The 20,755-nt window shown below is 61.0% G+C and carries 17 protein-coding genes; 2 read left to right on the top strand and 15 right to left on the bottom strand.

The window, feature by feature from the left end; genetic code table 11:
- Positions 1-14: 14 nt before the first annotated feature.
- The 5 genes from I7X13_RS09005 to I7X13_RS08985 form a co-directional block, all read right to left on the bottom strand.
- Entirely contained in the window at positions 15-2,924 is a 2,910-nt protein-coding gene (locus I7X13_RS09005) for a TonB-dependent receptor (protein ID WP_198075230.1), read from the bottom strand.
- A gap of 72 nt (positions 2,925-2,996) precedes the next feature.
- Entirely contained in the window at positions 2,997-3,647 is a 651-nt protein-coding gene (locus tag I7X13_RS09000; protein WP_198075229.1) for an O-methyltransferase, read from the bottom strand.
- Positions 3,648-3,664: 17 nt separating this feature from the next.
- Complete coding sequence (locus I7X13_RS08995) at positions 3,665-4,114, bottom strand: YDG/SRA domain-containing protein (RefSeq protein ID WP_198075228.1); 450 nt, start codon at positions 4,112-4,114, stop codon at positions 3,665-3,667.
- Positions 4,114-5,352 (bottom strand): M16 family metallopeptidase, encoded by a 1,239-nt coding sequence (locus tag I7X13_RS08990; RefSeq protein ID WP_198075227.1) that lies wholly within the window; start codon positions 5,350-5,352, stop codon positions 4,114-4,116. Before I7X13_RS08990 ends, I7X13_RS08995 begins: the two co-directional genes overlap by 1 nt.
- Positions 5,353-5,478: 126 nt before the next feature.
- Positions 5,479-6,498 (bottom strand): glycosyltransferase family 9 protein, encoded by a 1,020-nt coding sequence (locus I7X13_RS08985; RefSeq protein ID WP_317191554.1) that lies wholly within the window; start codon positions 6,496-6,498, stop codon positions 5,479-5,481.
- Positions 6,499-6,659: 161 nt separating this feature from the next.
- Here I7X13_RS08985 and I7X13_RS08980 point away from each other — a divergent pair, with 161 nt between their 5' ends.
- Positions 6,660-8,576, top strand: coding sequence for an SPFH domain-containing protein (locus tag I7X13_RS08980; RefSeq protein WP_198075226.1), 1,917 nt, complete (start codon positions 6,660-6,662; stop codon positions 8,574-8,576).
- 88 nt (positions 8,577-8,664) lie between these two features.
- Here the strand turns inward: I7X13_RS08980 and I7X13_RS08975 are convergent, their stop codons facing one another.
- The gene (locus I7X13_RS08975) at positions 8,665-9,129 is read right to left on the bottom strand and encodes an Lrp/AsnC ligand binding domain-containing protein (RefSeq protein ID WP_198067709.1); all 465 of its coding nucleotides are present in this window, start codon (positions 9,127-9,129) and stop codon (positions 8,665-8,667) included.
- 406 nt (positions 9,130-9,535) lie between these two features.
- The gene (locus I7X13_RS08970; protein ID WP_198075225.1) at positions 9,536-11,773 is read right to left on the bottom strand and encodes a protein-disulfide reductase DsbD family protein; all 2,238 of its coding nucleotides are present in this window, start codon (positions 11,771-11,773) and stop codon (positions 9,536-9,538) included.
- A gap of 266 nt (positions 11,774-12,039) precedes the next feature.
- Between I7X13_RS08970 and I7X13_RS08965 the strand changes: the two genes are divergently transcribed.
- Positions 12,040-13,374, top strand: coding sequence for a hemolysin family protein (locus tag I7X13_RS08965; RefSeq protein WP_232342293.1), 1,335 nt, complete (start codon positions 12,040-12,042; stop codon positions 13,372-13,374).
- A gap of 199 nt (positions 13,375-13,573) precedes the next feature.
- On the opposite strand, the gene I7X13_RS08960 is transcribed toward I7X13_RS08965, so the two are convergent.
- The 8 genes from I7X13_RS08960 to I7X13_RS08925 all read right to left on the bottom strand — a co-directional run bounded on the left by I7X13_RS08960 (position 13,574) and on the right by I7X13_RS08925 (position 20,626).
- Complete coding sequence (locus tag I7X13_RS08960; protein WP_198075224.1) at positions 13,574-14,086, bottom strand: gamma carbonic anhydrase family protein; 513 nt, start codon at positions 14,084-14,086, stop codon at positions 13,574-13,576.
- A 139-nt stretch (positions 14,087-14,225) separates the two neighbouring features.
- Positions 14,226-15,212: a radical SAM protein gene (locus I7X13_RS08955; protein ID WP_198075469.1), complete on the bottom strand. Its 987-nt coding sequence runs from the start codon at positions 15,210-15,212 to the stop codon at positions 14,226-14,228.
- A gap of 110 nt (positions 15,213-15,322) precedes the next feature.
- A complete protein-coding gene (locus I7X13_RS08950; protein ID WP_198075223.1) occupies positions 15,323-16,096 on the bottom strand; it encodes an endonuclease III domain-containing protein in 774 nt (257 codons plus the stop codon).
- Positions 16,097-16,240: 144 nt separating this feature from the next.
- Positions 16,241-16,957, bottom strand: coding sequence for an OmpA family protein (locus tag I7X13_RS08945; protein WP_198067705.1), 717 nt, complete (start codon positions 16,955-16,957; stop codon positions 16,241-16,243).
- A 221-nt stretch (positions 16,958-17,178) separates the two neighbouring features.
- A complete protein-coding gene (locus I7X13_RS22035; protein WP_394368582.1) occupies positions 17,179-17,421 on the bottom strand; it encodes a YMGG-like glycine zipper-containing protein in 243 nt (80 codons plus the stop codon).
- 218 nt (positions 17,422-17,639) lie between these two features.
- Entirely contained in the window at positions 17,640-18,386 is a 747-nt protein-coding gene (locus I7X13_RS08935) for an OmpA family protein (protein WP_211531895.1), read from the bottom strand.
- A 112-nt stretch (positions 18,387-18,498) separates the two neighbouring features.
- A complete protein-coding gene (gene accD, locus I7X13_RS08930) occupies positions 18,499-19,407 on the bottom strand; it encodes an acetyl-CoA carboxylase, carboxyltransferase subunit beta (protein WP_198067703.1) in 909 nt (302 codons plus the stop codon).
- Between the two features lie 172 nt (positions 19,408-19,579).
- The gene (locus I7X13_RS08925; RefSeq protein WP_198075221.1) at positions 19,580-20,626 is read right to left on the bottom strand and encodes a class I fructose-bisphosphate aldolase; all 1,047 of its coding nucleotides are present in this window, start codon (positions 20,624-20,626) and stop codon (positions 19,580-19,582) included.
- Between the last annotated feature and the right edge of the window lie 129 nt (positions 20,627-20,755).

Raw genomic sequence — 20,755 nt, 5'->3', positions numbered from 1 at the left:
GAAAACCAGTCTGTTTACTGCGGGCCGCCCCCACCGCCGGGCGGGCGCCCCCCGCCCCCATCGGGCCGGCCGCCGCCATCCGGACGGCCGAAGCCCCGGCCTTCGCCGCGCCCGCCGCCTTCGCCCGGCGCGGGTGCTATCACGTTGCCGCTGCGGATGTTATAGGTAAACATCAGCATGAAGTAGCGCTGCAGAATATTGGTTTGCACGTCCTCGTAGTAGGCATCGGTCACGTTGCGTGAAATGCTGCGGTTCTGGCCCAGCAGGTCGAAGGCATACACCCGGATTTCGCCGCGCTGGCCGGGGAAGAGCTTCTTGCCAATGCTGGCATTCCAGAGCAGGTACTGCTGGTTGTAGCCGGCCGAGAGGCCCGAATAGGCTTGGTGCAGCAGGTCGGTGGCCAGGTTGATGCCGGGGCCCACAATCCAGTTCAACCGGAAGCGCGTTACCTGCGAGAAGTAGTTGGTATTGAGCCGCGTCTGGAGCGTGTTGATAACGAAGTTTTTGTTCGAGGTGGTGGAGGCTGTGAAATCGAGGTTGGCGCTGATGTTGGAGCTGAGCGTGAGGCCGGCCCCGAAGGTGGGCACGCGAGCGTAGTTCAGGCCGCCGTTTACCAGGCCCGGGGTTTGGGTGAAGCCGGCATTAGCGCTCAGGTTCACGTTGGTTTTGATGGCCTTGATGGGCTGGCCGTAGCTCACCAGCGACCGCACCGTGTACTGCTGGCTGAGGTTGGTGGGCTGGATGAGCTGGCCGCCGGCGGGCAGGCGCACGGCGGGTGCGCCCTCGGGCGTCACGATGGTGTCGCGGGCGGCCACGATGGTGCGATTCGAAATCGGATTCTGGGTATAAGCCCCCGACAGCAGCGCGAAGAAGTTGCTCGACACCTCGGGGTTCGAGGCCGAGTAGCGGATGTTGACCGAATGCTGGAATTCCTGGCGCAGTGTGGGGTTGCCGATGGTGAGCTGCAAAGGGTTAGCGTTGTTCACCACAGCTTGCAACTGGTTCACGCTGGGGGCGTTGGTATTGGTGCGGTACATCAGGCGCAGGTTCTTCTGCTTCGTAAAGCGGTAGTTGAGCATGGCGTTGGGAAGCACGTTCACGAAGTAGTAGCGCCCGACGCTGGGGCGCGGAAACTGTGCGTCGCTGTACAGCTCCGAATACTGCCCGGCCAGCCCAAAACTAGCCTGGTACTTGGGCGTGATGTGCCGGTAAGTCAGCCCGCCCGACTGCGTGAGGTAGTAGTTCTGGAATACGTTGCTCAGCCCGTCGTTCTGCTGGCGCGTGTCGCCGGTGAGGATGTCGTAAGTGTATTTGCTGGAGTTATTGGGCGCGTAGTTGATGGCGTAGTTGCCCTGCAACACGTCCTGTCTGGTCAGCGCCTCCGTGAGCGAGAGGTTGGCGTTGATGCTGCCGCCGTGCTGCGTGAGGTCGCTGGCCTGGTTGAGGTTGTTGAGGCGCGAGCCGGTGTCGGTGGTTTGCAGCGTGGTGTTGCTGTTGCGCTGCGTATAAGTGCCGCCAATGCTGAGGCTGGCCGTGCGGCCGGCTTTGGCGAAGCGGTGGCGCAGCAGCAGGTCGCCCCCCGTGTTCAGACCCTTGTTGTTGGAGCCATAGAGGCTGTTGATTTTGCTCTGCGTCGTATCGGCGCGGCGCGTGAGGCCGTCCACGGTGCTGTTGGCGTCGTTCAGCTGGTAGCTGAAACGCGGACGGAACAGAATGGAATTGGCCGAGTCAATCTTGTGCTCCAGGCGCAGGTTGAAGCGCTGGTTGGTGTTGAGGCTGTTGGTATTGGCGTTCTGGGTGTAGCTGGTGCCAGCCGGCAGCACGTATTGGCGGTTGGTGTTGCTGTTGATGGTGTTGTCGGCCCTATTAAAGAAGTAGCTGGCCGAGAGGTCCGTCTTTTTGTTCCAGGAGTTCGAGTAGTTCAGGCCCACGGCGTTGGTTTTGGTGATGCCGCCGCTCTGGTTCACCAGGAAATCGCCGGCGTTGCCGCCGTTGCCGCCACCGCCCTGGCCCCCACCGCCGCGCTGGCCACCGCGCCCGCCGCCGCCCTGGTTCGAGTTGCCCACCACGCCCAGCAAATCCTCGGTACCGAAGTTCTGCTCGTTCACGTTGTTGCTCTGCGCCAGCACCGACATCCGTTCATTGCCGTTGAACTTGTTCACGTTGCCGCTCGCCTTGTAGCGGTCCGGCCCCGCCCCGGCCAACACCCGCCCAAAGGTACCGTTGCGGAATTCCACCTTGGTCACGATGTTGATGGTCTTGGTCGTATTGCCGTCGTCGAAGCCCGAGAAGCGGCTCTGTTCGCTACGCTGGTCAAATACTTCGACTTTGTCCACCATTTCGGCGGGCAGGTTTTTGAGCACCGCGTCGGGGTCGTTGCCGAAGAAGGGTTTGCCGTCAACCAGCACCTGCTGCACGTTTTCGCCCTGGGCCTGCACCTTGCCGTCGGTGCCGCGGCTCACGCCCGGCAGCTTGTCGATGAGGTCGCCGGTGGTGGCGTCGGGGTTAGTTTTGAAGGCGCGGGCGTTGAACTGGGTGGTATCTCCCTTCTGCACCGATTGCGCGGCGGCGCCCGTCACCACCACGCCCTTCAGCTGCACGCCACCGGCTTGCAGCGCCAGCGTACCCAGCTGCACGGGTGCGCCTGCCACCGTCACATTCTGACGGATTTTCTGGTAACCCACAAAGGAGGCATCAACCACGTAGCGCCCGGCGGCCACGTTATCGAACTGAAACCGACCGTCGGCATCGGCTGCTGCGCCGCTTTTGGCCGAGTCGGGCAAGTGAATCAGTAGCACGTTGGCCCCGATGAGGGCCGACTGGTCCTTGCCATCCGTCACGCGCCCGCTCACGGTGGTGGGGGCCTGCGCCCAGGCGGCCGGCAACCCAATCAGCAGGAAAAAGAAGACCGAAATATGCCGCATACACTTGGTTGAATTACTATAGAGGTGTCTGACGGTATTCCAGGGCCGAAGGTTGGCCGGGGCCGGCCGCCGCTACTTCTTGCGCAGCAGCAGCAGGCCATCGCGCAGGGGCAGGAAAACCGGCTCTACCCTTGCGTCCCGGGCCATCTTGTCGTTGAAGGCCCGCACCAGCGGTGTGTCTTTGTCGCCCGATTTCAATTTGTGCGCGGGCAGCACCTTGCCGCCCCACAGCACATTATCGACAATGAGCAGCCCGCCGGGCCGCACCTGGTCAATCACCGCTTCAAAATACGCGTCGTTATTCCGCTTGTCGGCGTCAATAAAGACCAAATCCCACACTTCATCGACCAGGCCCGGCAAAACGTCGAGCGCCGCGCCGATGTGCAGCCGCACCTGCTCCGTCAGGCCCGCCGCTGCCACGTAGCGCCGAATGCGGGCCTCCTTTTCGGGGTCTATTTCGATGGTGTGCAGCAGGCCATTATCCGCCAATCCTTCGGCCAGACACAGTGTGGCATACCCGCAAAACGTCCCGATTTCAAGGATGTGGCGCGGCCGCATCAAGTGGCTGAGCATGCTGAGCAGGCGGCCCTGCAGCGGGCCGCTGCTCATGCGCGGCATCAGGAGCTGCAGGTGGGTTTCGCGGGTGAGTTGGGCAAGAAGTAGCGGCTCGGGCGCGGTGTGCTGCTCGGCGTAGTCCTGGATAGCCGTTTCGTTGGTCGTCATTTTTTAATAAATCGGAATTACATCACGGGCCGCAACCGGAAGACGTACACCTGAAAGCCCGATTTGCCCGGCCCGTAGCTGGAGGCCACCACGCGGTAGAGCCCTTCGTAGCGGTACACGTCAAGCCCGCCATCCTCGGCGGGTACTTTGCGCATCACCCGCACTGGCAGGCCGGTTTCCACGCTTTTCAGCAACGCCAGGATGCCAGTGGTGGCTACCTGGTCGCTAATCTGATGGCCGGTTTTGGGGTCGCGGCCACCGTTGCCGGAGTACAGGATTTCATCCTCGCTGAAGTCGTCTTCCTCGTACTGGCCGGCCAGCACGATGCTTTCTGCACCCAGTGCCGGGGTACCGCACACGCCCGCCCGGCGCGGCCGGTGCACGCCGGTCAAGGACAGCTCGATGCGGTTGCGGAACGTGTCGCCCGGACGGTAGCTGCCCGCGTGGCCGAAAACAGGCTGCGCCATTACTTTCCTTCCGGCACGTATTGCAGCACGCTCAGGTGCTCCTCGGTCAGCACTTCGTTGGCCATGTCGCGCAGCTCGGCGGCCGAAATCCTCTCGATTTTCTGGAATATCTCGCTCAGCGGCTCCACGCGGCCCAGGTCCAGCGTGCTTTTGCCGAGGAGTTGCATCATGCCGCCGTTGCTTTCCTCGCTCATGGCCAGCTGGCCCATGAGCTGGTGCTTGGCGATATGAAGTTGGTTGGTGGTCAGCGCTTTTTCGCGCAGCAGCTTCAGCTCCTTCTGCACCAGGCCCAGCGTGCGCTTCACCTGCTTGCCCTCGGTGCCGAAGTAGATGCCAAACAGGCCGGTATCGGTGTAGGGCGAGTACGTGCTGTCGATGGTGTACACGAGGCCGTATTTCTCGCGCACGGCCAGGTTGAGGCGCGAGTTCATGCCCGGCCCGCCGAGGATATTGTTCAGCATGAAAAACGGGATGCGGCGGGCGTCGTTCAGCGAGTAGGCCGGGCCGCCCACCAGGCAGTGCGCCTGCGAGATGGGCCGGGTTTCGGTTTGGGTCTTGCGCTCGTAGCTGCCCACCGGGCGGCGCGTGCGCGGGCCCAGCCGGGCCGGCAGTGGGGCCAGAAATTTATCGGCCAGCTTCTTCACCGCCTCAAACGGCAGGTTGCTCACCGAGCTGAACACCAGCCGGTCGGTGCGCATCTGCTCCTGCAAAAAGGCGTGGAAATCAGCCGTCTGGAATCGGCTCACGCTCTCGCGGGTGCCCAGAATGTTCACTCCCAGCGGGTGGTCGCCGAACACGACGGTATCGAAATCGTCGATAATGGCATCTTCCGGGGCGTCCTGGTACATGCTCATTTCTTCCAGAATCACGCCTCGCTCCTTCTCCACCTCGCGGCCCGGAAACACGGAGTTGAATGTGAGGTCGGTCAGCAGCTCAAACGCCCGCTCGAAGTGCGTGCTGAGCAGCGAGGCGTAGAAGCAGATTTTTTCCTTGGTGGTGTAGGCGTTCAGTTCGCCGCCCACGGTTTCGAGGCGGTTGAGGATGTGAAACGACTTGCGTTTTTCGGTGCCTTTGAAGGCCATGTGCTCCCAGAAATGGGCCAGGCCCTGCTGGTGCGGGGCCTCATCGCGCGAGCCGATGTCAAGCAAAAACCCGCAATGCGCTATTTTAGTGTGCAGTACCTGCTTGTGTAAGAGGCGGATACCGTTGGAATATTCGTGAATGTGATAATCGAGCATAAGTAGAGCAAAGGTACGGCAGTCATGCATGTCATCCTGAGCGCAGCGAAGGACCTTATCACGCTCGAACGACTTTCGCTCATCGGTGATAAGGTCCTTCGCTGCGCTCAGGATGACAGACGGTTATTAGGAGGATACAACCGGCAAAGTGGCCAGTAGTTGCCCCACTTCAATGCCATACGCGCAGCGAAAGTGCCCCAGCGGACAGGCCGCGTGCCCGTGCAGCCCGCACGGCCGGCAGGCCAATTCCTCCTTGGTCTCCACAATGAAGGAAACCGGGCTCAGCGGCCCAAACCCAAACGCCGGCACGGTGCTACAAAAAACCGCCGTCACCGGCGCGCCCACGGCCGAGCAGAGGTGCATTGGGGCCGAGTCGTTCACGTAGTTCATCAGCGCGCCGCGCATAAGGGCGGCCGAGGCCAGCAGGCCAATTTTACCGGCAATGCTGGTCACGTTTTCGCGGCCGCTGGCGGCCGCCAGGCGTTCACAGGCGGCCACGTCGGGCGGGCCGCCAAGCAGGTACACCCGCACATTTTGAGGCAAAGATGCCAGCAATTCTAGCCACTTGGCTTCGGGGTATTGCTTCGTGAACCAGACCGAAGTCGGGGCCAGGCAGATATAAGGTCCGGCCGCGACGTAGGGCGCCACTGCCGCTTCATCGGCGGCCGAGGGATAGAGGCGGGGCAGCACCAGCGGCGTAGGCACGGCATCGGTGAGCAGGCGCAGGTTGCGCGTCACTTCATGCGTGCCGTCGCCAATGGCGTGCGGCACACGGCGCGTGAAAAACTGGCTGAGCGGGTTTTTGGCGAACCCGATGCGCTCTTTCGCTTTGGAAAACGCGGTGAGGAAGCCCGTGCTGGCAAAGCGCTGCAAGGTCACGACGCGGCCGTACTGCGCGGCCCGAATCTGACCCAGCAAGTCCCACAGCGCGGCGTATTTGCGGTGTTTCTTGTCCCAAATCAACACATGGCGCACGTGTGGGTGGCCGGCCAGTAGGCCCTCGTTGCCGCGCCGCACCAGCACATCGACGGGCGTAGCGGGCTCGGTCTGGTGCAGGTACTCCAGCAACGCCGTCATCAGAATTACGTCGCCGATGAAAGCGGTTTGGATGAGCAGCGTGGCGGGCGGGGCAGGAGTTGTGGACACGGCACAAAATTACGGCAGTTTCGGGCTGCGGGTGATATGCGTGCTAACCCGCTACCTTTCCGCAAATAATCCAAACGGTTATTTTATCGGAGGCTGTAATAACAAGTTTCGCCCGCCGATTCAGTTGCCACCGTTCCTTTTTTGACTCCTCCCCTTTCTGTATGCTACTAGCTCTTACTGTTTCCATTTTCTACGGCTTTCTGGGCGTGCTGGCAGCCCTGCTGTTCGTTCTGCTACTGGCCAAGTCTCTGCTCGGCATCGTCGTTATCGGCGAAATGCAGGTGGGCATCGTGGCCAAGAAATTCTCGCGCCGCAATCTGGCCCCCGGCCGCCTCGTGGCCCTGGAGGGGGAGGCAGGTTTCCAGGCCGACACGCTGGCGCCGGGCTGGCACTTCTTCCTGTGGCCCTGGCAGTATTCGGTCACCAAGGAATTTGTGGTGATTGTGCCGCAGGGCGAAATCGGCCTCGTGGTGGCCAACGGCGGTGAGCCCATCCCGCCCAGCCACATTCTGGCCCGCGAAATCGACTGCGATAACTACCAGGATGCCCGCGCTTTCCTAACCAAAGGCGGCGAGAAGGGCCGGCAAATCGGCATGCTCACGGCCGGCACCTATCGCATCAACACGGCCCTGTTCACGGTCATCACCCAGCGCAACGCCGGCAACATGGGCATGCGGCCCGAGGAGCTTTTCATCTACCGCGTGGCCCCCGATGCCGTGGGCATCGTCACCACGCTCGACGGCATTCCCATCACGCCCGGCGAAATTGCCGGCCCGGTCATCCCCAACCACAACAACTTTCAGGACGCCCAGGCCTTCCTCAACGCTGGCGGCAGCCGCGGCCTGCAGGAGCAAATCCTGCTTTCCGGCTCCTGGAACCTCAATCCGTGGTTTTGCCGTGTCGAGCAGGTGCCCATGACGGAAATTCCCATCGGCCACGTGGGCGTGGTTATTTCCTTCGTGGGCCGGCCGGCGGTGGACGTCAGCGGGGCTGATTTCACGCACGGCAACTTGGTTGAGGTGGGCCACAAGGGCATCTGGGCCACGCCACTTTACCCCGGCCGCCAGCCGCTCAACACCCACATTATGAAGGTGGAGCTGATGCCCACTACCAACATCGTACTCAACTGGGCCGTGCGCACCGAAGCCCACCATTACGACGACTCTCTGAGCAGCATCACGGTGCGCTCACGCGACGGCTTTTCCTTCAACCTCGACGTGGCCCAGATTATCCACGTGGCTGCGCTCGATGCGCCCCGCGTTATTTCCCGCGTGGGCTCGATGAAAAATTTGGTCGACCACGTGCTGGAGCCCATCGTGGGCAACTACTTCCGTAATTCAAGCCAGGAATTCACCGTGCTCGACTACCTCACCAACCGAGCCGAGCGCCAGCGCGAAGCCGCCGCCTACATTCGCAACGCGCTGCAGGAATACAACGTGCAGGCCGTCGATACGCTCATCGGCGACATTGTGCCGCCGCAGCAGCTCATGACCACCCAGACCGACCGCAAGCTGGCCGAGGAGCAACGCAAAACCTACGAAGTGCAGCAGGCCGCCCAAACCCAACGCCAGGCCCTGGTGCGCGAAACCAGCATCGCCGACATTCAGAACTCACTGGTGCAAAGCGAGCAGGGCGTAAACATTGCCGAGCTCAACGCCAATGCCCAGGTGAAAAAAGTGCGCGGCGAAGCCGAAGCCGCTAAGCTGCGCGCCGGCGGCGAGGCCGAAAGCACCCGCCTCCGCGCTATTGCCGACTCCGAAGCCACCCGCCTGCGCGGCGTGGGCGAGGCCGAAGCCATTCGTGCCATCGGCAATGCCAAGGCCGAAGCCTACCGCGTGGGTGTCGAAAGCCTCGGCACCCGCGAGTTCACCGGCCTGCAACTGATGCAAATTATTGGCGACCGTCAGGTAAAAATTGTGCCCGAAGTGCAAGCCAATGGCGGCGGTACCAACGCGGGCGGCGGCCTCGTGGAGGCACTTATCGGCCTGTTGGCCCAGCAGCAAACGGCGCAGTTGGGTAATCCAACAACACCGGCAGTGGCTCCCGCCCCCGAAAAGCCAACACCTCCTACCGAATAAAATCAACCACACAAAAACAGCCACCAGAATTGCTCCAATCATGTGTTTGGAGCAGTTCTGGTGGCTGTTGGCATTCGCGCCGGTGCAGCTACGTGAGCTGCGTGGGCCGGTTGACTACTTCTTCCAGCGAAATTAGGGTTTCGGTGCGCTCGATGCCGTCAATCGGCTGAATGCGGTCGTGGAGCACGTCGCGCAGATGCTGCGTGTCGCGGCACACCAAGCGCGCAAATACGCCATAGGCACCGGTGGTGAAGTTGATGCTCACCACCTCCGGTATTTCGCGCAGCTGCTGCACCACGCTGGTGTACACCGAGCTTTTCAGTAGGTAGATGCCCAAGAAGGCACTTACGCCGTACCCCAGCTTCTGGTAATCGATGCGCAGGGTTGCGCCCTGCACAATGCCCAACTCCTCAAGCCGGGCCATTCGCACGTGCACGGTGCCGCCCGAAACGTTGACTTTTCGGGCAATTTCGGTGTACGGCATCTTCGCATCCTGAATCAATAAGTTCAGAATATTCCGGTCGGTGTCATCAAGTTCGTAATTTCTGGCCATTTTTTGCGGAAAGGAGTTAGAAAGTGTGTTGAATTAAACGCTAAAAATTAAATTTATTGCAAAGTTCCCGTTAAATGAAAGAATTATTTGCATCATCTAACCAGACATCTTACATTTGTTACAATCCTAGGCAGAAGGCCACGGTGCTAAGCAGGAACCCAACAGCGTATGGAACAGGGCCGATACCTCGGCAATGTTACGCGCTAAGTTCTTCACAAAAGGATACTTCCTTTTGTTACGGCCGTGGTTGGATACGGAGGAGAAGAGGGGAAAACGAGGCCGCGCATCTGGGTGGGTGCGCTCCTCACACTTGTAAGAGGCGGCCTCTGGGTGGGGGCCGCCTCTTCGTGCTTTCAATCGTTTGGGGTTGGTTTCTGCTACCGCCACGAACCTAGTCAACTGATTTTCAGCGAGCCGCCACGGGGCCGCGCTGGTTGCGAAACTGCCTGGAGCCCGCTTGCAAAAAGGTACTGAATTGCGCCACGTCGGGCTCATAGGCAATAGGCGTCACCAACGGCTTATTGGTTGCATCGTCGGCATCAAGAATTACATAATACGGCTGCGCGTTGATGCCGTAGCGCGTTATCTGCAGGTCAGCATTCTGCTTACCGAGGGTGGTTTTCAGCTGGTTGTCGTGGGCGGAGGTGTACCACTCATTTTGGGGCAGCTCGGTTTTATCGTCCACATACAGGGCTACCACCACGTAGTCATTGCGCAGTTGGGTGAGCACCTGCGGGTCGCTCCACACGGTGGCCTCCATTTTGCGGCAGTTCACGCAGGCGTGGCCGGTGAAGTCAACAAAAATGGGCTTGTGCTGCAGCCGGGCCACGCGCTTGGCCTGCTCCAGGTCAAAATAGCCCGCGAGGTTGTGGGGCAACTCCAAGAAATCGCCGAAGCGTGGAGTTTCTTGTGTGGCGGCACTGCTGGCGGCTACGGCAGGTGCCGCCGCGCCTTCGGCCGAAGCTACCGTGAAATCGTGCTTGCTCTGGGGCGGGAGGTAGCCGGCCAGCAGTGGCAGCGGGGCACCAAACAGGCCCGGCACCAGGTACACGGTGAAGGCGAAGGCTAGCACGGCCATTAGCAGGCGGCCTACGCTGAGGTGGTCGAGGGGCGAGTCGTGCGAGAGGCGGAACTTGCCCAGCAGGTAGAAGCCCAGCAGTGCCGAAAGCACAATCCAGAGCACGATGTACACGTCGCGGTTGAGCAGGTGCCAGTGGTATGCCAGGTCGGCGGTGCTCAGGAATTTGAGGGCCAGCATCAACTCAATGAAGCCCAGCACGACTTTCACCGTGTTCAGCCAGCCGCCGGAGCGGGGCAGGCTTTTCAGCCACGAGGGGAAGATGGCAAACAGCGTGAATGGCAGCGCAAACGCCAGCGAGAAGCCCAGCATGCCCACAATGGGCGTAATCCGCTCGCCCCGGGCGGCCATGCTCAGGATGCTGCCCACAATGGGCGCGGTGCACGAAAACGACACCACCACCAGCGTGAGAGCCATGAAAAAGATGCCGGCCCAGCCGCCTTTATCCGCCTGCGCATCCACGGTATTCACAATCTGGTGGGGCAGTGTGATTTCAAACAAGCCCAGAAACGACAGGCCAAACACCACGAAAACCACAAAGAAAATCAGGTTCGGAATCCAGTGCGTGGCAATAAGGTTGGGGCCGTCTTCGCCCAACAGCACCGACACTAGCACGCCCATCAACACATAAATACCGATGATGCTGGCCCCGTACACGAGGGCCTTGAATATGCCGCGCTGGCGGCTGTCGTTGCCGCTGGTGAAGAGCGAAACCGTCATCGGCACCATCGGGAACACGCAGGGGGTGATGAGGGCGGCCAGGCCAAAGGTGAAAGCCAGCAGCGCGAAAGCCCACAAGCCGCCGGCCTTGTTCACGGGGTCGGCGTTGAGCGCAACATCGGCCACGGCGGGCGCGGGGGCAGCTTTGGTGTCATTTGAGGCGCTGGCGGCTGGGGCGGCGGGCCGGGCGAGCGCGGGCGCAGCAGTCGGGGCAACGTTAGTATCAGGAGCAACAGTGGCGACGGGAGTGGCAGCAGTCGCAGGAGGCGTGGCCGTAGTAGCCGGAGCAGCCGCAACGGACGTAGCCGTAGTAGTTGCGGCGGGCGCCACAGCGCCGGTGGCTTTGGCGGGAGTGGCCGCCGCGCCGGTCACTTCCAGCGGGCCGAATTTCAGGGTTTCGTTGCCAGGCACGCACTTGCCATCTACGCTGGTGCAGCTCTGGTAATCGGCATCGGCCGAGACGGTGAGCGGGCCGGGCTGCAGGACTTTGATGCGCTGGCGCATCTGGCCGGTTTTCTCCCAGAAGGCCACTTCGCCCTTGAACACCTCGTCCTGCTCGTGGTGCGACTTGATGGCCTGCAGTTTGCCCACCACCTCGTAGGCCGGACTGGGCTTGAACTTGAGCGTGAACACCACCGGCCCCACTTCATCGCTGAAATCGGAAGCGTAGAGGTGCCACTTGTCGTCGATGCGGGCGTTGATGATGAGCTCGACTTCCTCGCCCACTTTGGCGGTGGGCTTGCTCAGGGCGGTACTCAGGTGGGTGGGCGTGAGAATCTGGGCGGTGGCCGGCCCCATCAGGCCCAGCCAGAGCAGCACCGCAGTCAGTATCCGAAAATTCTTCATTGGTAATTGAATGACGCGTTATCGTTGGCCACGCCTGGCTTCTTCCTAACCGGCAAAGGGCCGTTCTCGTTGCAAATACCCTGTTGGAGGCAATGGGCAGTCGGGCCAGCCGGTCGAGGCTTACACCTACTTCGGGCCCCAAAATTAAGTCCCGCTACATGACAAACCGGTGAGTTAAAAGTTCAGCACACCAACCACCTGCGTCGGACTGCGTACTTTTGGGCTACAAAGGCCCTCAGACCGAACGCGTCGCGGGGGCCGCCGACATGGGTTTACAAATACTTCTGACCGTCTTACTCGTCTTAGTAAACGGATTTTTCGTGGCCGCCGAATTCTCGCTGATTCGTGTGCGCCTCTCGCAGCTCGAAATTAAAGCCAAGGAAGGCAGCCGGCTGGCCGGCCAGGCCCTGGGCGTGCTGCACCGACTCTACGACTACCTGTCGGCCACGCAGTTGGGCGTTACCATTGCCTCGCTGCTTCTGGGTGCGGTGGGCGAAGAGCTGTTCACGGAAATTTTTCTGGGCTTCCTGCCCCGGCTGGGCCTGCCCATTTCGGCCCTCACGGCGCACAGCCTGGCCGTGGGCCTGGGCCTGATTGTGCTGACGTTTATGCACGTGCTGTTCGGCGAGCTGTTTCCGAAAGCGCTGGCCATTCAGCGGCCCGAGGCGGTGAGCCTGGCGCTGGTGCTGCCGTTGCGCGGCTTCTATTTCATCACGCGGCCCCTCACCTGGTTTCTTTCCAAAGCCAGCAACCTGATGCTGGGCGCGGTGGGCATCCAGAACGTGCACGGTACTGAGGCCCACACTTCCGACGAGCTGCGCCTGCTGCTCGACCAGAGCAAGGAAAGCGGCGAAATTCAGGACTCTGAGCACGAGCTGATTGAGAACGTGTTTCAGTTCAACGACCGCATGGTGAAGCAGATTATGGTGCCCCGCACCAAACTCTCGGCCCTGGACGTGAACGCGCCCGCCGATACCATCCTCGACCTCGTGTTCAGCGAAGGCTTCTCGCGCATGCCGGTGTACGAGGGCAACATCGACAACATCGTGGGCGTGCTCAATGTGAAGGACCTGCTGCCCATCATCCGGCGCGGTGAGGCCGTGGAGTTGGCGCGCATCATGCGCCCGCCCTACTTCGTGCCCGAAACCAAGAAAATCAACCGCCTGCTGCGCCAGTTCCAGCGCAAGCACATTGTGATGGCCATCGTGAGCGACGAGTTCGGCGGCGTGTCGGGCATCGTCACCATCGAGGACATCATGGAAGAATTGGTGGGCGAAATCCAGGACGAGTATGACAACGAGGTGCCCGTGGTGGAGAAAGTGGCCGAGGACGAGTACCGCGTGAACCCCGCCACCGCCATCCCCGACGCCAACGAATTCCTCCCCTACCCCCTGCCCGAGGGCGACGACTACGAAACCGTGGGCGGCCTGCTCAACGTCATCTACGGCAGCATCCCGGAAGTGGGCGACGTGGCCGTGCTCGACCCCTACGAGTTCCGCGTGCTGCAACGCTCGCGCCGCGCCGTAGAGCTGGTGCAGCTCCGTGTGACCACGCCCGCCGAGCGCGAAGCCCCGCGCGGCGAGTTGAGCGACGAGGTGTAGAAAACCCGAACTGGCCATAAACAAGTGTTTCCGCCCGGTTGGAATTCCCAACTCGGCGGAAACACTTGTTTATGGCCAGTTTGAAGTTCCAACTCTACAGCAGGGGGCCCTGCCGGGCAGTTTGAAATCCAAAGAGGGCAGCAGGGGTCCCTGCCGGGCAGTTTGGAGTTCCAATTCGGCAGCAGGCACCCCTGCTGCCTTACTTCAGCCAGCTGGCGTAGGTCTGGTAATTGGCGGCGGTGCGCTTCAGGCCTTCGCGCTGGGCCTCCGTCACGGGCTTGATTTTTTTGGCCGGCACCCCGGCGTAGAGAAAGCCCGGCTCGCACACGAAATTTTCCAGTACCACGGCCCCGGCCGCGATGATGCAGCCGGTGCCCACCACGGCGTGGTCCATCACGATGGCGCCCATGCCGATGAGCACGTCGTCCTCCACGGTGCAGCCGTGCACCAGCGCCCGGTGCCCAATGCTCACGCGGCTGCCGATGCTTAGCGTAGCTTTCTGGTAAGTGCAGTGCAGCACCGCGCCGTCCTGGATATTGGTTTCGTCGCCGATGCGGATGCGGTGCACGTCGCCGCGAATGACGGCCGTGAACCAGACGGTGCACTTACTGCCTAGCTCCACGTCGCCGATGATAGTAGCATTGTCGGCAACATAGCAGTCGGCGGGGATGGTGGGCGAGATACCGTGAACGGGGAGGATGAGGGCGGGCATGGAGGTTGAGGTTATTTTTTTCGTTGTCATCCTGAGCGCAGCGAAGGACCTTATCACGCCAGAACTGTTTGCAATTTCAATCGGAACAAGCGTGATAAGGTCCTTCGCTGCGCTCAGGATGACAGACGATTTAACGGTTCTACCCCACCCCCACGAGCCGCTTCCACGTGCCCTTCTCCCAGTTATACTTCAGCGTGCTGGGCAGCGCCTGCCAGAAATACTTGCTGGTTTCGACCGCGAAGCTGGGCTGCATGTAGCAATTGATGGTGCAGCCCTCGCAGGCGGGCAGGCGGCCTTCGAGGGCAGCCAAGCGCTGGGTTTCGGGCGCGTTGTAGAGTTCGTATAGCTTGCCCTCAATGGGAAATTTCTGTTCGCCGAGGTGGTAGCAGGGCAGCACCAGCTCGTTGCTGGGCGAGATGACGAGCGTGGTGCTGGCGGCCCGGCACACGGGCGCGGCAATGTGGTTGCCGCCGTCGCGCCGCAGTTGGATGAAGGCCTCGTTCAGATACACGCCCTTGCGCTTGCCGAAGGCTGAGAGGTAGTCCAGTTCCTCGGGGGTGAGTTGCTCGCCGGTTTCCACGTCGCCGTACTCGAAGGCGGGGTTGAGAATGAGCACGAGGCCGTTGGGCTGGGTGATGTCGCGGTACATGGCTTCCAAATCCTTCAGGTTTTTGCGGAAGACGGTGAAGAGGATGTCCGGCCGCTCGCCCAGCTCTTTGGCCACGCGGATGCTTTCGAGCACGAAATCGTAGCAGGCCACGCCCCGGCCCAGGTCGTGGGTGTCTCGGTCGGCCGAGTCGAGCGAGAAGTGCAGCATGTCGACCTTGCCGCGCAGCTTCTCGGCGTTTTTGGGGTAGAGCAGGCCGTTGGTGGTGACGGTGGTGATGAAGCCCAACTCCCGCGCCAGCGCCAGAAACTCGGGCAGCTGCCGATGCAGCAGCGGCTCGCCCCCGGTGAAGTCAATGACGGACACTCCCAGCCGCTTGAGGTCGCGCAGGTTGCGGTCCACATCTTCGAGCGTGATGTAAGGCGAGGGCTTCTCCCAGATGTCGCAAAACGCGCACTTCGCATTGCAGCGGTACGTGACGTAATAATTGCAGAGTACGGGGTGCTTGACGAGGCGCATGGCGGTAGCGCGGACTTTTAGTCCGCGCATGAATTGATTTTTAATTGCGAGCTACCGAGCAGGCACCTGAATAGTTTTCAACTCGCGGACCAAAAGCCCGCGCTACAAAATTAATGCGGCAGCTTGCCCCAGGCCGCGGCGTCCCACTTAGCCGGCGTGGCCGCCAGCGCCTCGGCCGTGGCTTCGCCAAAATGCTCCTGATAGTAGTTGCAGAAGCCCTTAAGCGGGCAGCGGGCGCAATTGGGCTTCAGGAAAAAGCAAATCTGCTGGCCGTGCCAGTAATTGTGCTTGTGGAAGTTGAACAACGTTTCGGCATCGGCCGGCAGCAGGGCCAGCAACACACCATGGGCCTTCTCCACCGATACCTTAGGCCCCAGAAAACCCACCCGCTGCGCCACGCGGTGCACGTGCGTATCCACCGGCAGCACCGGCTTGTGGTAATTGAAAAGCAATACCAATGAAGCTGTTTTCAGGCCGATACCGGGCATATCGGTGAGCCAGGCCATGCCCTTTTCGGTAGGCCAGTCGGCCAGGAAATCCAGGTCGAACGGCCCGCCCGTTTCGGCCCGGATGCGGCGCAGGATTTCCTGAATGCGAGGCGCTTGGGTATCGGGCCAGCGCGTAGTCCGGATGGCGTGGGCCAGCTCCGGCGTGGGCGCGGCCTCCACCCCGGCCCAGTCGCCGAAGGCTTCCAGCATGCGGTCGTAGGCCAGCTCCTCATCGGCGTGGGTGGTGCGGTGCGAGAGGACCGTGGAAATGAGCTCGCGCATGGGCGTGCGGCGCGGCTCGGGCGGCAGGTGGCCGTAGAAATGGTCGAGAATCTGGTGGTCGGCCCAGGCTTTTTCGGCGGCGGGCGAGGCGTAGGTAGCGTCGGGAGAAGGCATGACGGGTTTACCGTTTAGCTCCGGGCAAAGTTGCCCAATTTCTACCGCATTGCCTCCGCGCTGTTTCATTGGCATAAAAAAAGGCGACCAAGCTGGTCGCCTTTTTAGTTGAATACCGGCGGCTCTTACACCACCGGCTTTGTCTTACAGCTGGCCTTTTTTAGCGGCTTTCTGCATTTTTTCGTTGGCGAAGATGGCTACTTCTACGCGACGGTTGGCAGCTTTGCCGGCGGCGGTGCTGTTGTCGCCCACGGGCTGGCTCGAACCGTAGCCTTTGGCCGTGATGCGGGCAGCATCTACGCCCTGGCCCTGGATTTCATTCGACACAGCCTGAGCCCGACGTTCCGACAGGGGCTGGTTGATGGCATCCGAACCCGAGCTGTCGGTGTGGCCTTCGATTACGACGTTGGTATCAGCGTATTTTTTCAGCGTGGTGGCCAGCTGGTCGATGTTGCCGGCCGCTTCCGGGGTCAGGCTCGACGAGTTAGTGTTGAACAGAATGCCCGAAGCGAAGGTGATTTTGATGCCTTCGCCCACGCGCTCTACGGTAGCGCCTTCTAGGTCGCGGCGCAGCTCAGCGGCGGCCTTGTCCATTTTGCGGCCGATGAGGGCACCAGCGGTACCACCTACCACGGCACCAATGATAGCGCCTTTGGCCGTGCCCGACTTACCGCCAATCAAACGACCAGCTACGCCACCAGCCACTGCACCGCCCAGGCCGCCAATGATGCCGCCTTTGAGGGTTTTGCTCATGCCTTTCGGCTTGTCAGTCGAAACGGTAGTGGTCTGGGCTTGCGCGAAGTTGTTTACCAGCAGCAGCAGGGCGAACAGGAACGCAAGGGATGAACGAAGAAATTTCATGTTTGAAAAAGGGTTTGGATAAAAAATGCCGGCCAGAAAGCACGGCTCGTGAATTGGCCGGCAAGTACGCTATTTGCAACCACCTTGCCAAACTATCCGGAACCGGCAGGGCCTTTGGCCCGTCCAACCCGGCACTTGGCTCGTTTAATCATAAAAAAAGGCCCCGCCGGGTGGCAAGGCCTTTTTTTATGATGTTGGCGCAACGTTGCGATGCACCAGAATTACTTCTTGTTTTTGTAGTTATAGTAACGGGCCGGGTCTTTCTTCTTGTCTTTGTTGCGGCCAATCAGGCCACCGCCAATGACGCCGGCAGCACCGCCAATCAAGGCACCTTTGCCGCCGCCGATTACAGCGCCCGTTACGGCACCCGCACCGCCACCAATGGCGGCACCTTTGGCTTTATTGCTCCAGCCCTTCTTGGGAGTTTGGGCCTGAACACTGGCGCCGGCTAATACGAAGAACATCAAAAGCAAAGCGAATACTACGCGCATGGATTTCATGATTCGGGAGGTTAAAGTTAAGTGGGAGGGATTATGGGATTTCAACGCACACCCAAAGGGTAGGGTTGCTAAAAAATCAAAACCTCGCGCTGACTTCTAATTTACCAGTCATAAAAAAAAGGCCGTCCCCGAGGAGACGGCCTTTCAACTTTTTCCGGCTGTTAGGGCCGGGCTTATTCTGCTTACAGACGGCCCTGCTCAGCAGCTTTTTTCATCTTCTCGTTGGCGTAGATGGCCACTTCTACGCGACGGTTGGCCTGCTTGCCTTCGGCGGTAGTGTTGTCGCCCACGGGCTGGCTCGAACCGTAGCCCTGGGTGGTAATGCGGCTCGAAGCCACGCCTTTGGCAATAGTGGAGTTAGCCACGGCCTGGGCCCGGCGCTCCGAAAGGGGCTGGTTGATGGCATCCGTACCCGAGTTGTCGGTGTGGCCTTCAATCAGCACGTTGGTGTCGGGGTATTTCTGAAGCACGGCAGCCATCTTGGTGATGTCGGCTTCCGAAGCCGGCCGCAGCGTGGCGGAGTTGGTATCGAACAGAATGCCCGAGTCGAAGGTGATTTTGATGCCTTCGCCCACGCGCTCCACACGGGCGCCTTTCATGTCGTTTTGCAGCTCGGCAGCGGCTTTGTCCATCTTGCGGCCGATGATGGCACCCGTGGTACCGCCAGCGGCAGCGCCTACGATGGCGCCAATGGCCGTGCCTTTGCCGCCGCCCAGCAGGCCGCCTACCACGCCGCCCAACACGGCGCCACCGCCGGCACCCAACAGGCCGCCTTTGGCCGTTTTGCTCATGCCGGTTTTGCGGGCGCCGGTGCCGTTGTTAGTCGAGAGGTCAGGCTGGGTGGTGCTGGCTTGCTGCGAAGTGGCGCAGGAGCTGAATAGCAGCACGAAAGCCATCAGCACAGAAAGAAGGGATTTGGAGGTGTTCATGTGAAAATGAGGGATTGGTGAAGTTGTTTTCGGCCCTTATACGGAAAAACCCGTCCCAGGGCTGGAAACGGGTTTTTCAAGAAGTGTGCCGAAAACGAAAAAGGCCTTTTCTTTATTGCTGGGCGGCCTTAGTGGTGGCGCGGCGCGGCGCGGGGGCACTGGCCGCTGCGGCGGGTGCGGGCTGCAGCATGCCCAGCAAATCGGCTAGGCGCTGCTTCAGTTCGCGGCGGTCCACGATGAAATCGAGGAAGCCGTGCTCCAGCACAAATTCGGCGCTCTGGAAGCCCTTGGGCAGGTCCTTGCCGATGGTTTCCTTGATAACGCGCGGCCCGGCAAAGCCGATGAGTGCGCCGGGCTCGGCAATGTTGAAGTCGCCGAGCATGGCAAACGAGGCCGTGACGCCGCCCGTGGTGGGGTCGGTCAGCAGGCTCACGTAGGGCACGCCGGCTTCGGAGAGCAGGGCCAGCTTGGCCGAGGTTTTGGCCATTTGCATGAGCGAGTAGCCGGCTTCCATCATGCGGGCGCCGCCGGAGCGCGAAATCATCAGGAACGGCGTGCGGTTCTGGCGGGCAAAGTCGATGGCGCGGGCAATTTTCTCGCCCACCACCGAGCCCATCGAGCCGCCGATGAACTTGAAATCCATGGCCGCCACCACCAGCGGCTGGCCGGCGCTCAGGCCGTGGGCGGTGCGCACGGCGTCTTTCAGGCCGGTGTTGCGCTCGGTGGCCGCCACGCGCTTGGGATACTCTTTGGTATCGACAAAATGCAACGGGTCGGCGGAGGTAAGATTGGCATCCAACTCCGTGAATTCGCCCTGGTCGAAGAGGAATTCGAAGTAGTCGGCAGCGTCGATGCGGTCATGGTGGTTGCAGTTGCCACACACGTACAGCAGGCGTTTATGCTCGGCCATAGTGGCCACCGTTTTGCATTCAGGACACTTGTACCAGAGGCCGTCGGGCGTCTCTTTTTTCTGGTCGGTGGGGGTCACAATGCCCTTTTCTACGCGCTTGAACCAGGCCATTTTTTAGTTGCTAGAAGCTGGGGCCGAGGCCCGACAGCTGATATTTTTTGGGAAGAAGAGCCGCAAGCTTCGGGCTTGCACAGACTAATACAGGGCGTCAAAGATAAGCCATAACCAACGCCTCATTTTGCAAAGAAAGCGGCCGGCGCGTGCGCCGGGCAACGGGCCCAGGTTAGGCCAGGCCGATGCGGTCGTCAAGATATACGTCCTGAATAGCATTGAGGAGGGCCACCCCCTCTGCAAAAGGCCGTTGGAAGGCTTTACGGCCCGAAATTAGCCCCTGCCCGCCGGCGCGCTTGTTAATGATGGCCGTGCGAATGGCCTCTTCGCGGTCGGTTGCACCGTGGCTTTCGCCGCCCGAATTGATGAGGCCAATGCGGCCGGCGTAGCAATTCAGCACCTGGTAGCGCGTCAGGTCGATGGGGTGGTCGGTGCTGAGCGTGTCGTACATGGCCGGGAAGGTTTTGCCGAATTTCAGGGTGGAGAAGCCGCCGTTGTTTTCTGGCAGTTTCTGCTTGATGATGTCGGCCCCCATGGTCACGCCAAGGTGGTTGGCCTGGCCGGTGAGGTCGGCGGCGACATGGAAGTCTTTATCCGCCGTCTTGAAGGCATTGTTGCGCGTGTAGCACCACAGCACGGTGGCCAGGCCCAGCGCGTGCGCTTCCTCGAAGGCGGCGGCTACTTCGGTAATCTGGCGGTTGCTTTCGGCCGAGCCAAAATACACGGTGGCCCCAACGGCAGTAGCGCCTAAGTCCCAGGCCTGCCGCACCGAGCCGAACATAATCTGGTCGAACTTATTGGGGTAGGTCAGCAGCTCGTTGTGGTTGATTTTGACCAGGAACGGGATTTTATGGGCGTACTTCCGGGCCACGATGCCGAAGGCGCCAAAGGTGGTGGCCACGGCGTTGCAGCCGCCTTCTACGGCCAGACGCAGGATGTTTTCGGGGTCGAAATACATCGGATTGGGGCCGAAGGCGGAGCCGGCGGTGTGCTCGATGCCCTGGTCGACGGGTAGGATGCTGACGTAGCCGGTGCCGCCCAGGCGGCCGTGCCCATAAATGGCCCCGAGGCTGCGCAGCACCTGCGGCGAGCGGCTGCCGGGCACAAAGCAATGGTCCAGAAAATCGGGGCCGGGCGCGTGCAGCAGGTCTTTGCTCACCACGCATTGGTGGGAAAGCAGGGCTTCGTTTTCGGGGCTTAAGGAGATGGAATCAGCCATGAGCAAGCGCAGATGCAGGCCGGGCCGGGCAGGCACGTAGCCGGGTGGGAAGCAAGCAAATATAAACCGGAAATGCAGGCCAGAAGTGGATTCCGAAGGATTGAGCGCGGGTTAAGCGCTACCTTGCCT

Origin of the sequence: Hymenobacter negativus (genome assembly GCF_016056375.1) — a bacterium.
Taxonomy (GTDB): domain Bacteria; phylum Bacteroidota; class Bacteroidia; order Cytophagales; family Hymenobacteraceae; genus Hymenobacter; species Hymenobacter negativus_A.
This window is presented reverse-complemented; position numbering and strand designations above follow the sequence as displayed.

What these genes read in the sequence shown, in the direction of transcription:
- I7X13_RS09005 (WP_198075230.1), bottom strand. Translation starts at nt 2,924, where the DNA reads ATGCGGCATATTTCGGTCTTCTTTTTCCTGCTGATTGGGTTGCCGGCC.
- accD (WP_198067703.1), bottom strand. Translation starts at nt 19,407, where the DNA reads ATGGCCTGGTTCAAGCGCGTAGAAAAGGGCATTGTGACCCCCACCGAC.
- I7X13_RS08990 (WP_198075227.1), bottom strand. Translation starts at nt 5,352, where the DNA reads ATGCTCGATTATCACATTCACGAATATTCCAACGGTATCCGCCTCTTA.
- I7X13_RS08950 (WP_198075223.1), bottom strand. Translation starts at nt 16,096, where the DNA reads ATGCCTTCTCCCGACGCTACCTACGCCTCGCCCGCCGCCGAAAAAGCC.
- I7X13_RS08960 (WP_198075224.1), bottom strand. Translation starts at nt 14,086, where the DNA reads ATGCCCGCCCTCATCCTCCCCGTTCACGGTATCTCGCCCACCATCCCC.
- I7X13_RS22035 (WP_394368582.1), bottom strand. Translation starts at nt 17,421, where the DNA reads ATGTTCTTCGTATTAGCCGGCGCCAGTGTTCAGGCCCAAACTCCCAAG.
- I7X13_RS08955 (WP_198075469.1), bottom strand. Translation starts at nt 15,212, where the DNA reads ATGCGCCTCGTCAAGCACCCCGTACTCTGCAATTATTACGTCACGTAC.
- I7X13_RS08970 (WP_198075225.1), bottom strand. Translation starts at nt 11,773, where the DNA reads ATGAAGAATTTTCGGATACTGACTGCGGTGCTGCTCTGGCTGGGCCTG.
- I7X13_RS08965 (WP_232342293.1), top strand. Translation starts at nt 12,040, where the DNA reads ATGGGTTTACAAATACTTCTGACCGTCTTACTCGTCTTAGTAAACGGA.
- I7X13_RS08975 (WP_198067709.1), bottom strand. Translation starts at nt 9,129, where the DNA reads ATGGCCAGAAATTACGAACTTGATGACACCGACCGGAATATTCTGAAC.
- I7X13_RS08925 (WP_198075221.1), bottom strand. Translation starts at nt 20,626, where the DNA reads ATGGCTGATTCCATCTCCTTAAGCCCCGAAAACGAAGCCCTGCTTTCC.
- I7X13_RS08995 (WP_198075228.1), bottom strand. Translation starts at nt 4,114, where the DNA reads ATGGCGCAGCCTGTTTTCGGCCACGCGGGCAGCTACCGTCCGGGCGAC.
- I7X13_RS08935 (WP_211531895.1), bottom strand. Translation starts at nt 18,386, where the DNA reads ATGAACACCTCCAAATCCCTTCTTTCTGTGCTGATGGCTTTCGTGCTG.
- I7X13_RS08945 (WP_198067705.1), bottom strand. Translation starts at nt 16,957, where the DNA reads ATGAAATTTCTTCGTTCATCCCTTGCGTTCCTGTTCGCCCTGCTGCTG.
- I7X13_RS08980 (WP_198075226.1), top strand. Translation starts at nt 6,660, where the DNA reads ATGCTACTAGCTCTTACTGTTTCCATTTTCTACGGCTTTCTGGGCGTG.
- I7X13_RS09000 (WP_198075229.1), bottom strand. Translation starts at nt 3,647, where the DNA reads ATGACGACCAACGAAACGGCTATCCAGGACTACGCCGAGCAGCACACC.